Annotated in this window: 12 protein-coding genes; 3 read left to right on the forward strand and 9 right to left on the reverse strand. The window is 61.5% G+C overall.

Going from position 1 to position 12,963, the window contains the following annotated elements; translation table 11 throughout:
- Positions 1–335 precede the first annotated feature (335 nt).
- The 3 genes from HP499_RS13070 to HP499_RS13080 all read left to right on the forward strand — a co-directional run bounded on the left by HP499_RS13070 (position 336) and on the right by HP499_RS13080 (position 3,656).
- Positions 336–1,319, forward strand: coding sequence for a carbohydrate ABC transporter permease (locus HP499_RS13070; protein WP_172324482.1), 984 nt, complete (start codon positions 336–338; stop codon positions 1,317–1,319).
- A complete protein-coding gene (locus HP499_RS13075; RefSeq protein WP_172324483.1) occupies positions 1,316–2,248 on the forward strand; it encodes a carbohydrate ABC transporter permease in 933 nt (310 codons plus the stop codon). The genes HP499_RS13070 and HP499_RS13075 overlap by 4 nt, the downstream gene beginning before the upstream one ends.
- A gap of 61 nt (positions 2,249–2,309) precedes the next feature.
- Positions 2,310–3,656 carry an ABC transporter substrate-binding protein gene (locus tag HP499_RS13080; protein ID WP_172324484.1) on the forward strand — a complete coding sequence of 449 codons (1,347 nt, stop codon included), beginning with the start codon at positions 2,310–2,312 and terminating at the stop codon, positions 3,654–3,656.
- Positions 3,657–3,751: 95 nt separating this feature from the next.
- Here HP499_RS13080 and map read toward each other — a convergent pair whose 3' ends face one another.
- The 9 genes from map to rplO all read right to left on the reverse strand — a co-directional run bounded on the left by map (position 3,752) and on the right by rplO (position 12,923).
- Positions 3,752–4,579, reverse strand: coding sequence for a type I methionyl aminopeptidase (map, locus tag HP499_RS13085; protein WP_172324485.1), 828 nt, complete (start codon positions 4,577–4,579; stop codon positions 3,752–3,754).
- 33 nt (positions 4,580–4,612) lie between these two features.
- Positions 4,613–5,524 carry an NAD(P)-dependent oxidoreductase gene (locus HP499_RS13090; protein ID WP_172324486.1) on the reverse strand — a complete coding sequence of 304 codons (912 nt, stop codon included), beginning with the start codon at positions 5,522–5,524 and terminating at the stop codon, positions 4,613–4,615.
- Positions 5,521–7,233, reverse strand: coding sequence for a class I adenylate-forming enzyme family protein (locus HP499_RS13095; protein WP_172324487.1), 1,713 nt, complete (start codon positions 7,231–7,233; stop codon positions 5,521–5,523). Before HP499_RS13095 ends, HP499_RS13090 begins: the two co-directional genes overlap by 4 nt.
- Positions 7,226–8,410: a cytochrome P450 gene (locus HP499_RS13100; protein ID WP_309138388.1), complete on the reverse strand. Its 1,185-nt coding sequence runs from the start codon at positions 8,408–8,410 to the stop codon at positions 7,226–7,228. Before HP499_RS13100 ends, HP499_RS13095 begins: the two co-directional genes overlap by 8 nt.
- Positions 8,407–9,210, reverse strand: coding sequence for a glycosyltransferase family 2 protein (locus tag HP499_RS13105; protein ID WP_172324491.1), 804 nt, complete (start codon positions 9,208–9,210; stop codon positions 8,407–8,409). The genes HP499_RS13100 and HP499_RS13105 overlap by 4 nt, the downstream gene beginning before the upstream one ends.
- A gap of 5 nt (positions 9,211–9,215) precedes the next feature.
- Positions 9,216–10,259: a 3-oxoacyl-ACP synthase III family protein gene (locus tag HP499_RS13110; protein WP_172324489.1), complete on the reverse strand. Its 1,044-nt coding sequence runs from the start codon at positions 10,257–10,259 to the stop codon at positions 9,216–9,218.
- Positions 10,260–10,368: 109 nt separating this feature from the next.
- Positions 10,369–10,938 (reverse strand): adenylate kinase, encoded by a 570-nt coding sequence (locus tag HP499_RS13115; RefSeq protein WP_172324492.1) that lies wholly within the window; start codon positions 10,936–10,938, stop codon positions 10,369–10,371.
- A gap of 5 nt (positions 10,939–10,943) precedes the next feature.
- Complete coding sequence (secY, locus tag HP499_RS13120) at positions 10,944–12,254, reverse strand: preprotein translocase subunit SecY (protein ID WP_172324490.1); 1,311 nt, start codon at positions 12,252–12,254, stop codon at positions 10,944–10,946.
- Between the two features lie 186 nt (positions 12,255–12,440).
- The gene (gene rplO, locus HP499_RS13125; protein WP_035760461.1) at positions 12,441–12,923 is read right to left on the reverse strand and encodes a 50S ribosomal protein L15; all 483 of its coding nucleotides are present in this window, start codon (positions 12,921–12,923) and stop codon (positions 12,441–12,443) included.
- Positions 12,924–12,963: the final 40 nt, after the last annotated feature.

A 12,963-nucleotide genomic window follows, 5' to 3' on the forward strand; every position in this document is an offset into this window, starting at 1 on the left:
CAGTAACCCCGGACAACCACCCCTCCCCCACCCTCTGCACATGCCCAACCCGTATGCCGGCAACATCGGTGATCGAATCCATGGCTCCATTCTCCCCCTGCCCGCCCCGGCTGGCCTCGCCAGCCTGGGACGGTGCGGCTTTAAGTGGGAGCCGGGCCTCAAATACGAACAAGCGAGTAACCCCGAGTAAACGGCTTGGGAAGTGTAAGACAACTATGGCTACGCACCACCAATTCGGCTCAAACAGCCGCTTCGCATGTGGTGAGCTAGGCCTGTCTTCGCCGCCCCGATCCGGGAGCCGGCGCCCCACGTTCGCCCGAAAACGTTAGTGACCCATGACTACCCGACAGATTCACAGCAGCACTGCGCCTGCCGGAAGGCGGGACCCTGAGCCCGCCCGGCCCGTTGAAGCAGCCCGGCACCGTCCGGTGAGGCGGCGTTGGTCAGGCCGAAGCCGCAAGGATTTCCTGGTTTTCCTTGCCATGGCTTTGCCCAACCTGGTGCTTATCGGCACCTTTACGTATTGGCCCCTGATCAACAACATCTACTACTCCACTTTGGACTGGACGCTCGGTTCGGCATCGACCACGGTGGTGGGGCTGCAAAACTACGTCACCTTTTTCACCAGCGAGGATGCGTCCAAGGTCCTGGGGACCACGGCGATTTTTACGCTGGTGACCGTGGGCGGCTCCATGGTGCTCGGCTTGCTGGTAGCCCTTGCCCTGAACTCCAAGGTCCGTGGTACCACGTTCGCCCGGTCCGCTGTCTTCGCGCCCTACGTGCTCTCCGGGGTGGGTGTCGGCCTGGTGTGGCTGTTCATCTTTGATCCCGGATACGGCGTCCTGGCGTGGGTTCTCCGAGGACTGGGACAACAGAGCCCGCAATGGATCAACGATCCCCAGCTCTCCTTGGTGATGGTCATCATTGTGTACGTCTGGAAGAACCTGGGCTACTGCGCCGTCGTGTATCTCGCCGGGCTGCAGTCCCTTCCACGTGACGTGATGGAAGCTGCAGCACTTGATGGGGCGAACAGCGTGCGGCGGTTCTTCGATATTTCCATGCCGCTGCTTTCTCCCACCACCTTCTTCCTGCTGATCACCACCATGCTCAGCTCCTTGCAGGCGTTCGACCTCATCCGCATCATGACTCCCTTGGGCAATGGCACCAGCACGTTGATCTACGAGGCGTACCTGCAGGCGTTCGGCGCCTATAACCGGGCCGGATATTCGGCCGCAATCTCGGTGATTCTCTTCGCCATCCTGCTGATCATTACGGTCCTCCAACTGCGGTTCGTTGAGCGAAAGGTCCACTACTCATGAGCGCACCGTCACCAACCGCCGTCGTGCTTTCCCAACAGGAGGCGCAGCAGGAGAACCAGCAGCAGTCACCCCGGCAGGATCGGCCGCGTCCTTTCTCCAGCACCAACCTGCTCCAGACCGTGGCAACCGGCTATGTCCCGTTGATCATTGCCACACTGGTGGTGTTCCTGCCGCTGCTGTGGATGCTGTTGAGCTCTTTCAAGCAGCCGGGCGAGATCGTCACCACGGATCTGAAGGTCCTGCCGGAGTCCTTGAACCTGGAAAACTACGCCACTGCGATGACCACCGTCCCGTTTGCGCAGTTCTTCGCGAACAGCCTGATCGTCACAGTGGTGGGGGCGTCCATCAAGGTCGTTCTGGCCATCCTGACCGCCTATGCCCTGGTGTTCGTGCGCTTCCCGTTCAAGCACGTGATCTTCGTGTTGATCCTGGTGGCGCTCATGGTCCCGGCCCAAGTGTCGATCCTGCCCAACTACATCCTGATTGCAGGGATGGGCGGCAAAAACACGCTCTGGGGCATCATCCTTCCCGGCCTCGGCACGGCCTTTGGCACCTTCCTGCTGCGCCAACACTTCCTGACGCTGCCGCCGTCGATCCTGGAAGCCGCGGAAATTGACGGCGCCGGCCACTGGCGGAGGCTCTGGCAGATCATTGTCCCGGTGTCTGTGCCGTCCATTGCCACTGTGGCATTGGTGACCGTGGTCAGCGAATGGAATGACTACATCTGGCCGCTCATCATCACCGACCGCCCCGAAACCATGACGCTGCCTGTGGGCCTGACGTTGCTGCAGAACTCTGAAGGTAACGGGGCAGGCTGGGGAATCCTCATGGCCGGAGCCGTACTGGTGATCGTCCCCATCCTGCTGGTGTTCGCAGCACTCCAGCGCTACATCGTGGCCGGACTGACCCAAGGCAGCGTCACCGGCTGATTTTCCCCCTCCGCACCATCGCATCGAAATACCCCTAGTGAAGTTATTGAGAGGAAGCACCATGCGTACCAACCTTGACCGCCGACATTTCCTGGGACTGGCCGGACTCGGCGCCGGAGCAGCAGCACTTGCCGCCTGCGGTGGGCCTTCGACGGCGGGCCCGGCAGGCGTCGTCGACACCGCTGGGATCGATTTCAGTGGCGTGAAGCCGGCCGCCTCCATCGATTTCTGGACTAACCACCCGGGCAAGTCTCAGGACGTGGAAAAGGCGATCATTGAGAAGTTCCACGCCAAGTTCCCGGAAATCAAAGTAAACCTGGTCACGGCCGGTGCCAACTACGAGGAGATTGCACAGAAGTTTCAGACGTCGCAGGCAGCCAAGACCGGACTTCCGGCACTGGTGGTCCTCTCCGATGTCTGGTGGTTCCGGTACTTCTCCAACGGCAGCATCATCCCCATCGACGGCCTCGTGAAACAGCTGGACATCAAGATTGACGACTTCCAGAAGTCGCTGGTGGACGATTACAAGTACGACGACAAGCAGTGGGCCCTCCCCTACGGCCGGTCCACCCCGTTGTTCTACTACAACAAGGACCACTTCAAGGCTGCGGGCCTGCCTGACCGTGCACCGGCCACCTGGCAGGAATTCGCAGAGTGGGCCCCGAAGCTCAAGGCCACGTCCGGCGCACAGTACGCCTACATCTACCCCGCGCTTGCCGGGTACGCGGGCTGGACCCTGCAGAACAACCTGTGGGGTTGGGGTGGCAGTTGGTCCAAGGATTGGGACATCACGTGCGATTCGAAGGAATCAGTCGCCGCGCTGCAGTGGGCCCAGGATTCCATCTACAAGGACGCCTGGGCCGGTGTGTCCTCCAAGGAAGCCGCGGACGACTTCGCCGCCGGCATCACCTCATCCACCATTTCCTCCACCGGTTCCCTGCTGGGTGTGCTGAAGGCGGCAAAGTTCAATGTGGGCGTCGGGTTCCTTCCGGGTGGGCCTGAGGTACCCAGTGGAGTGTGCCCCACCGGTGGTGCCGGTCTGGGCATCCCCAGCGGAATCACCAAGGAGGAACAGCTCGCTGCAGCCACGTTCCTGAAGTTCATGACCGAGCCCGAAAACACGGCAGCCTTCTCCGCCGCCACCGGTTATATGCCTACGCGTCTCTCAGCGGACATGTCCGCTGTCCTCGCCGCAACACCGCAGATCAAGACGGCCATGGACCAGCTCGCCGTGACCAAGGTCCAGGACAACGCACGCGTGTTCCTGCCGGGCGCGGACCAGGAGATGGCCAAGGCTGCAGCCAAGATCCTGACGCAGCAGGGCGACGTCCAGGCAACCATGACGGATCTGAAGAATTCACTCGAGGGCATTTACACCAAGGACGTACAGCCCAAGCTGAAGGGCTGACTCCTCCTCCGGGCATGAAAAGAGCCGGGCTGCTGCTGCAGCCCGGCTCTTTTGCTTCAGAAGCGCACTTATTTCCCGGTGTTCTTGTCCGGGTACTAGGGGATCGGTACAGGCACGACGCCGAGCGGCGCCAACTGCGCGGCGCCTCCATCCGGTGCGGACAGGACCCAGATGCCCTTTTCGTGGACGGCCACGGAGTGCTCCCACTGGCAGGAACGCTTGCCGTCCGTGGTGACTACGGTCCAGTCGTCGTCGAGGGTAGCCGTTTCGATGCCGCCGCGCACCAGCATGGGTTCAATGGCGAGGCACAGTCCGGGACGGATCTTCGGTCCGCGGTGGCTGGTCCGGTAGTTGAGCACGTCCGGTGCCATGTGCATTTCCGAACCAATGCCGTGTCCAACGTAGTCTTCGAGGATGCCCAGGGGCTTGCCGTGGACGGAAGAGACGTAGTCATCGATCGCGTTGCCGATGTCTCCGACGAACTTTCCGTTGGCAAGAGCGGCGATGCCGCGCCACATGGCAGCTTCAGTGACGTCGGAGAGCCGCTGGTCTTCGGGATCGGCAGTGCCGACGATGACCGTCCTGGCAGAGTCTGAATGCCAGCCGTCCACAATGCAGCCGCCGTCGATGGAGATGATGTCACCGTCGTTGAGGACCTTGGTTCCGGGGATCCCGTGAACCACTTCCTCGTTGACGGAGGTGCAGATGGTTGCGGGGAAGCCGTGATACCCGAGGAAGTTGGACTTGGCTCCTGCGTCGTTGAGGACCGCGGCAAATACCTCGTCCAGGTCCTTGGTGGTGACGCCCGGCTTGGCCGCCGCAACTGCAGCGTCAAGTGCACGGCTCAGGACAAGCCCGGCCTCCTGCATTTTGCGCATCTGCTCGTTGGTCTTGTATTCAATGCGGGGCTGACCGAACGCCATGTTCTCCTCTGGAAGTGTTGCTGATGGAGCCGATCAGGCTCCGTGCTTGAACCATTTTCCCGCATCGGAGACTGTGGTCGAAATTGGCTCGATTCCCAGCTCGTACCGGAGGCGTTCCAGAGCGTAGGTTCGCTCACGCCCCAGCTGGCTGACCGCGTAGCGTGTGAGTCGCGGATTCCGGCCGTTCGCCCGGGAAACAGCCTCCGATATGCCGGCCAAGGCCATAGCCGCAGGCTCCGGAAGGTACTTGATATTGATGCTCTCCAAGCCAGAGGCATCAAGAACCTGCCGCAGCACTCCGCCGAGTTCAACAGGCTCCGCATCGCCCACATTGACCGCGCCCCGGATATCCGAACGACAGGAGGCCAGCACGGCTCGCGTCAGATTGTCCACGTGCGTCAGTTGGTGTTTGACCCGGGCATGACCGACGCTCAACAGGTGGCCCCATTGGATGTTGCTGATCAGGCGCGGCAACAGCGTCCGGTCACCTGGCCCATAGACGCCATGCGGCCGAAGTGCCACGGCATTGCCGTGACGGCGGGCTTCGACGTCGGCGAGCGCCTTGCTGTGGGCGTAGGCATTCAGGTGCCGCATGGCTACCTCGTCCTCAGCCCGGTTGATGCAGGCTTCCCACCACGGGTAGACGCTCGAACTGGAGATGTGGACCAGGCGGGTTCCGGCGAAGGCTTCGGCAACGGCCCGGGTGCCAAGAACGTTGGCCCGGTGGAAGAGGGAGGGGGCACCCCAATCGGCGACGTGTGCAGCAGCGTGCACCACCGCGTCAACGCGGGGAAGCTGAGCCGGCGGCAGGCCCGTCAGGTCCCAGTAGCTCAGGCCGGGGCTACGCTGCCTCGCGAAGCGGACTACATCCCAGCCCAGTGCCTCCGCTGCGCTGGCCACGGCTCCCCCAATGAATCCCGTGGCTCCGGTGACTGCGATCCTCACCGCGCTGCCATTCCCTGGGACCGTGACCCGAACTCCTGACGCAACGCTGCCCGGTCAGGTTTCCTGTGCCGGCCACCGGCCGGGATGGACTCCAGGACTTCAATGTGGTCCGGAAGGGCAGATTCGTCGATGAGCTTGGGGAGTTCACGGGCAATCCGTGACTTCACTGATGCGGCACTCTCGCCGACCGAAACCACTATGGCCAGCCATACGGCTTCGTCTCCGAGCTCATCCCTGACACCTACCATCACTGCTTGCTGTACTCCGTGGATCCCGGCTATGACCGGTTCGTAGAGCGCCGGGTAAATGTTGGTCTTGCCACGGATGATCATGTCCTTCTTCCGTCCGATCATCACCAACCGCGGCGCCCCGCCGCTGCCATGGTCCAGCCGAACCAGATCACCCGTGGCGTGCTCCGCCATCGGGTCTTCGCCCAGATATCCCCTGCACACGTTGGGGCCGTGAACAAACAGTTCGTGGTCTTCACCCACCCGGATCCCGACGGCGGGCAGCGGCTCCCCCAGGAAGTCACCTTCACCGCTTCCGTCTGGGGCCTTTATTTCAGCCTCCGCTCCCGAAGCGAAGGCCAGTTTCTCGTGTCCATCGGCAATCGAGACGGGCAGGGCTTCTGTCATGCCGTAGATCAGTTTGAAGTCGATGCCCGGGAGCAGGCGGGTGGCCCGTTTCAAAAATGGTGCCAGTATTGGTGCGGCACCAAGCATGACGGTCCTCAGCGAAGAAGGCAGCCTGACTGTACCGGCCTCGATCGAGTCCAGGATGGGTGCCAACTGGGACGGCACCAGAAAAAGGTGGGTGGCGCCGTCGTACGCTGTCTTTTTGCCGGCCACGGGTCCGAGCTCGCCGGCAAGCCGAAGAGGATCGATGTGGGCGGAAAACCCGTATGCGGGCATGGTCCAGTGTGCACCCGCAATGAGCGCGGGCAGGCCCATCATCAGTTGCTCTGAGTGGACCCTGTCGCCCTCCCTGAAGGTGCAGCGCGTAGTGAGCTGCTCGAAGCCCGCGGCCAGGGATCCCCGGGTGTGGACCACTCCTTTGGGAGCACCCGTGGTCCCCGAGGTGAAGATGATCACGGCTTCCTGCGAGGAAGCGCCCTCCCAATCGCTGGCATTGTTGGCATTCCCGGACTTGGTTACCAGTGTTCTGACCGGTGACGCGCCCCTCGGTACACCGGGCAGCCACGGTCCGGAGTAATAGTGGTGGACGTCCATGGCGCCGTAATCAGGGAGGAGGAGCCCCTTGTTCCTCGCGATGGGACGAAGCGGACTTTTGGTGCTCAGCGCATACAGAAGCGACTCAGAAGCGGCCCATCGCGGTGATGCGAGAGCCGCGCGATCCTGAAAGAGGGAAGGCCCGATCCCCGGGTCAATGAACACCACTGAGCCGCCCGCCCGCACAGCGCCAAGGGCGAGGATGAACGCTGCAGGGCTGGGCCGCACGGAGAACAACATCCGTTCGCCCAAGCCGAACCCGTCTCGATGGAGGCTGCGCGCAGTAGCCTCGATCCCGTCCACGAGTTCACGGTAGGAAATGGTCTGGCCGGGCTTCACAGAGTCCACGCCGCGCCGCTTGATGCGGCGGACCTTGCCAGGGGCTGTGATGGCGGGATGCTTCGGGTACCGTTCCGCTGCTGCATACACGGCGGCGATCAGATCGGCAGTGCCTACGGATTCCATGGTCTCCTCAGGCATTGGCAAGTTCCAAGGTTTTGTACCCCGGGATGAGAACACCCGTACTGACGCGGCGACGCGCGATGGTCCAGGGGTGTTGAAGATACCGGTCCAGCAGTATTTCCAGGGTCTTATTGATCTCAGCCATGGCCAACGGCATGCCGATACAGAAGTGCGCTCCCGCGCCGAACCACAGTTGGCGCGCCTGCGCAGGAATAGCGTGGTCAGGATCAAAGCTGCCCAGGCTCTTGGTCGCATGGACGGTGGAAAGCAACACGCGGTCGCCCGGGTGCACCTTGGTTTCCCCAATGAATCCCGGAGCCACCGCATCCCTGAGCATCATGGGCGATGGCACCGTGAATCGCAGGGCCTCGTTTATGACGGCTGGAACAGTAGAACGATGGCTGGCCAGTTCCCCAATCCGTCCGCTGTCGCTAAGAAGCGCCACCAATCGCGGAAGGAAAGAGACCAGGGTTTCGGTACCCACCATGACGAACGCACTGATGATGCCCATCGCTTCGTCCTCGGTCATTCCTAGTTCACGGAGCCTGCCGGGAAACGTCCCCGGGTCACTCTCCCGATAAGCCACCCTTGCCGGTCCCGCAAGGATGCCGACGGCGGAGCGACCCTTGGCGATTTGGCGCACCGTCAGGGTAGGGCGCCCCAGGCGGACGAGGGAGGAAATGGAAGATCCCAGATTGAAGAGTTCCTTGTTGGGAAGCCTGCCCGGTGCATTCTCAGGCACTCCCAGCAGCCGGGAGATCACTCCCCCGGCCAGGTCCTTGACACAGTCCACTACGTCCACTGATCGTCCAGAGTCCAGTTTCCCGCTGATGCGTGCTTGAAAGGCAGCAGCCGCTGGTTCCACTATCCCGGCGACGGATCGTGGGGTGAACAGATCGCCCAGCCTTTGACGCAACTGTTTGTGCTCCTCGCCATCCATGTTCACCAAGGCTTTGGGGCCCACTACAGGAGTCCATAGAGCACCGGATCCCGAGGGCCCGTTCTTCACAAACCGCTGTTGGTCCATCAGGACCTCGCGAACCAGGCCGGCTTCGCTGACCAACACCCCCAATCCCGGCAACCTAAGCACTGGCCGGATGCTCCCCAGGCCTCGGATCATGGGATAAAGCAGCGGGTGGGCGCCCAGGTGGATGCGTCGCTCCCACCGCTCAGCGGTGGCTGCGTCCACCGTCACCGGATATCCACGTGCTCGGGACGGTACCGGTGGTCTGCGTACCAGGCCAAAGTGTTCTTCAAACCCCATGCCTTGACGCGACGGGAGGAACCGAACACCACAACATCACGCCGAAGGGCGTAGTTCCGTGTCAGCTTCCGCACTCGGTTGGACAAGGCCCTGTCCTCATGGAGGTCCTCGATGCTGGAACGTGGGAACCCACCGGAGCGGTCATACATGTCTGCGGTGATGGCCATGTTGCAGCCCGGGAGCATCTGGTAGGGACCCAAGTATCCGTCACCTTTGTTACCGGGCCGGATACGGCCAAAGAATGAGGCTACTTCCACCGCGAGCAACATCATCCGCCGTTCGCCGGCGCTGATCCCCTCATCCAGCCTTGGATTAAGCTGGCCGGCGATCAATTCCAGCCCGTCATCGAAGGCCGCCATGATCCTGGCCGTCCAGTCCGGAGCTGCGAGGCAATCAGAATCGGTGCGCGCCAACCAGACGGCGCCGTGCTCCACCCCGAAACGCATTCCGGTGTCCGCGGCCGCACCGGTACCCTTCTGCGCTTCGATCAGCAACCGGATGTCCATTCCGGGATGTTCGGCTGCGAACTCCGCCACAATGCCTCGACTGTCATCAGTGGAGCCGTTATCCACCACCACAACTGTGAAGTCCGTGAACTCCTGGGCCGCCATGGACACCAGGGTCTGGCGTACCAGCTTTTCCTCATTCAGCATAGGAACAGCGATGCACAGCGGCCTGGTGGGGCCAGTCCCCGCCAACCGCGCGCTTACGGACCCGGACTGTAGGTTCATGGCCGTCACAGCCGCACCACAGCCATGCCCAGGCTCACCCCGCCGGCCAGGCCTACCAGTGCCACAAGGTCCCCGGGTCCACACCGGCCACTGTCCATGGCGAGTTTGAGCTGGAGCGGCAGGCTGACCGATGCCAGGTTTCCAAAATCTTCCACGGAGGGGACCAGCAATTCACTCGGGACACCTGCGCGCTCAGCAAAGATCTCCCGGTATGGAGCACTGACTTGGTGGACACAGACCACGGCGAAGTCCGTCCACGACAAGTCAAGCCGTTCCAGGGTCTCGTCAAGAATCTCAGAGCCCAGATCCAGGAACGCGTCCTTCAGCTTTTCGCCGTCCATACTGAAGTAGCTGGCCTCCGGATCACGGGGAAAAGCCGAACCTCCCGCTGAGAGCGTACCCACAGACCAGTGGCTGCTCCGGGCAGTGAAGGCCATGGACAGGATCCCGGCGGCTCCTTCGGGGCCCGAGGGCTCCCGGTCTGCGGCCTCCAGCAAAACGGCCGCACCGCCGTCGCTCATGGTGTAGCCGGGAAAACTGGACGCAAAAGTCTCAAAATCCGGAACCCTCCACCGCACCGCCCGTGACGGCGACTCACCTGTTGCCACCAGCACACGGGCATAACGTCCGGTAGCGATCAAGGAGTCCGCCACTTCAACGCCGTTGAGGAAACTGTTGCAGGCATTTTTGACGTCCATCACCGGGCATGAAAGCCCCAGCTTTGCCGAAACCATGTGCCCGGTGGCCGGCTCCACCATGTCCTGGCTGGCCGAAGCGAAAATCAAGAGATCCACTTCCGGAGCCTGGAGACCGCACTCCGCCATCACCTTGGCAGCCGCGTTGGCAGCAAGGTCCGACGCTTGCTCAGTATCAGCCATGACGCTTCGGGAACGGATCCCCGTGACCCGCCCGATCAGCCCCTTCGGGACCCGGAAGCCCGGACTGCATTCACCAATACGGCGCTCGACGGCGGCCGTGTCCAACCGGGTGGGCGGCAAGTAGACTTCCAGCCCCGAAATCCGACTGTGCCCGGATAAAGCAGTGTGCATGCGGTCCCCCACTAGTCAGCCGCGAAACGAAAAGGGTGTGCCCCGCACCAATGGTACGGGACACACCCTTCGCTCCAGAGCCGGGAAATCCGGCTATGTGGAAAACAAACTAGACCGCTTTGGCCGACTCAATCGCTGTAAGGACACGGTCGGTAACTTCATCGATACCGCCAATGCCATCAACCTGCGTGAGGATGCCACGCTCGGCATACTTGGCCACAACGGCCTCGGTCTGCTCGTGGTACAGATCAAGACGGTGACGGATCACGGTCTCATTGTCGTCAGAGCGGCCGGTTTCCTTGGCACGGCCAAGGAGACGCGTCACCAGTTCTTCGTCGTCAGCAGTCAGCTGAAGCACGACGTCGAGCTCCTGCTGGCCTTCGGCGAGGATCTGGTCCAGGTAATCAACCTGGGCAGTGGTGCGCGGGTAGCCGTCCAAGAGGAAGCCGTTCTCCACATCGCTCTGGCTCAGGCGGTCACGAACCATGTCGTTCGTGACGCTGTCCGGAACGAAGTCGCCTGCGTCCATGTACTTCTTGGCTTCGATGCCCAAGGGTGTTTCGCCCTTGACGTTGGCACGGAAGATGTCGCCGGTGGAGATGGCGACTACGCCGAGGCGCTCGGAAATCCGCTCAGCCTGCGTACCCTTGCCCGAACCGGGAGGTCCAATGATCAGCATTCTCGTCATCGCAAAAGCCCTTCGTAGTGACGTTGTTGTAGCTGCGCATCAATCTGCTTGACGGTTTCCAGGCCGACACCCACCATGATCAGGATTGACGTGCCACCGAACGGGAAGTTCTGGTTGGCATTGATCAGGACGAGTGCAACCAGCGGAATCAACGCCACGAAGCCCAGGTAAAGGGCTCCCGGCAGGGTGATCCTGGAAAGCACGTACTGCAGGTAGTCCGCGGTCGGTTTACCCGCCCGGATGCCCGGAATGAACCCGCCGTACTTCTTCATGTTGTCCGACACTTCTTCAGGGTTGAAGGTGATGGCCACGTAGAAGTAGGTGAAGAACACGATCATGGCAAAGTAGAGCGCCATGTAGATGGGGTGGTCGCCACGGGTGAGGTTGTTGTTGATCCATTCAACCCATGGAGCCATCTGCTCCCCTGCAGCCGGCTGGTTGAACTGAGCAATCAGGCCAGGCAGGTACAGCATGGAGGAAGCGAAGATAACAGGCACGACGCCGGCCATGTTCACCTTGATGGGAATGTAGGTACTGGTTCCGCCCACGGTGCGGCGGCCAATCATGCGCTTGGCATATTGGACCGGAACACGTCGCTGGGACTGCTCCACGAAAACAACCAAGGCCACGGTCAGGAGGCCTACAGCCAGCACGGTGAAGAAGGTGCCGGGGCCCTTGCTCTCCCAGATGGAACCGAGGGAACCCGGGAAGCTTGCAGCAATGGAGGTGAAGATGAGCAGCGACATACCGTTGCCCACGCCCTTCTCCGTCACCAGTTCGCCCATCCACATGATCAGGCCGGTACCGGCCGTCAAAGTGATGATGATGAGGATCGTGGTCATGATGCTCTCATCAGGAATGATGGGCAGGTTGCAGCCCGGGAGCAGCTGACCGGACCGTGCCAGGGACACCAGCGTGGTGGCGTTCAGCAGTCCGAGGGCGATAGTGAGGTACCGGGTGTACTGGGTCAACTTTGACTGTCCCGAAGAACCCTCTTCGTAGAGCTGCTGGAACCGGGGAATGACCACCCGGAGCAGCTGCACGATGATGCTCGCCGTGATGTAGGGCATGATGCCCAAGGCAAAGACTGAGACCTGCAGCAACGCGCCGCCGCTGAACAAGTTCACCAGCTGGTAGATGCCCTGCGAGGTGTCACCGGTGTTCAAGCATTGCTGGACATTCTGGTAGTTCACACCAGGCGAGGGGATAAAAGCTCCCAAGCGGAAGATTGTGATGATTCCCAGCGTGAACAACAACTTGCGTCGCAAATCAGGCGTCCGAAACGCCCGGCCGAATGCGCTTAGCAAGCGTCCTCCTGAGTAGAAAGTACAAGGATGTGATAGGGCTCAATGAAACCCAACAACCGAGTCTAACTGCTTGTGACGCCGTCGTAATAATCGAGAGTCCACAACCACGAAAAAAATCCCGGTACTCAGGGCCGAAGCCCCGGGTACCGGGATCCTTTTTACAACGGGCATCTGCCCCACTGGCTCTTAGAGAGCAGTGGTGCTTCCGCCTGCTGCAGCAATCTTTTCCGAAGCGCTGGCGGAGAATGCGTGGGCCGTAACATCAACCTTGACGGTGATGTCGCCGGTGCCAAGCACCTTCACGGGCTGGTTCTTGCGAACGGCACCCTTCTCAACCAGGGATTCAACGGTGACAGCGCCACCTTCCGGGAACAGCTCGTTGAGCTTCTCCAGGTTTACAACCTGGAACTCAACCCGGAACGGGTTCTTGAAGCCGCGCAGCTTCGGCAGGCGCATGTGCAGCGGCAGCTGGCCGCCGGCAAAGCCAGCCTTTACCTGGTAGCGGGCCTTCGTACCCTTGGTACCGCGACCAGCGGTCTTACCCTTGGAGCCTTCGCCACGACCCACACGGGTCTTGGCGGTCTTGGCACCCGGGGCGGGACGCAGGTGGTGGACCTTCAGAGCGTTCTGCTTCTCAGCAGTCTCTGCGGCGGTCTTGTTCTCTGCCATTACTTCGCCTCCTCTACATTCACGAGGTGCGGAACCGTGT

Origin of the sequence: Paenarthrobacter sp. CM16, assembly GCF_013179505.1 — a bacterium.
Lineage (GTDB): Bacteria > Actinomycetota > Actinomycetes > Actinomycetales > Micrococcaceae > Arthrobacter.

What these genes read in the sequence shown, in the direction of transcription:
- HP499_RS13070 (WP_172324482.1), top strand. Translation starts at nt 336, where the DNA reads ATGACTACCCGACAGATTCACAGCAGCACTGCGCCTGCCGGAAGGCGG.
- HP499_RS13075 (WP_172324483.1), top strand. Translation starts at nt 1,316, where the DNA reads ATGAGCGCACCGTCACCAACCGCCGTCGTGCTTTCCCAACAGGAGGCG.
- HP499_RS13080 (WP_172324484.1), top strand. Translation starts at nt 2,310, where the DNA reads ATGCGTACCAACCTTGACCGCCGACATTTCCTGGGACTGGCCGGACTC.
- map (WP_172324485.1), bottom strand. Translation starts at nt 4,579, where the DNA reads ATGGCGTTCGGTCAGCCCCGCATTGAATACAAGACCAACGAGCAGATG.
- HP499_RS13095 (WP_172324487.1), bottom strand. Translation starts at nt 7,233, where the DNA reads ATGCCTGAGGAGACCATGGAATCCGTAGGCACTGCCGATCTGATCGCC.
- HP499_RS13105 (WP_172324491.1), bottom strand. Translation starts at nt 9,210, where the DNA reads ATGAACCTACAGTCCGGGTCCGTAAGCGCGCGGTTGGCGGGGACTGGC.
- HP499_RS13110 (WP_172324489.1), bottom strand. Translation starts at nt 10,259, where the DNA reads ATGCACACTGCTTTATCCGGGCACAGTCGGATTTCGGGGCTGGAAGTC.
- HP499_RS13115 (WP_172324492.1), bottom strand. Translation starts at nt 10,938, where the DNA reads ATGCTGATCATTGGACCTCCCGGTTCGGGCAAGGGTACGCAGGCTGAG.
- rplO (WP_035760461.1), bottom strand. Translation starts at nt 12,923, where the DNA reads ATGGCAGAGAACAAGACCGCCGCAGAGACTGCTGAGAAGCAGAACGCT.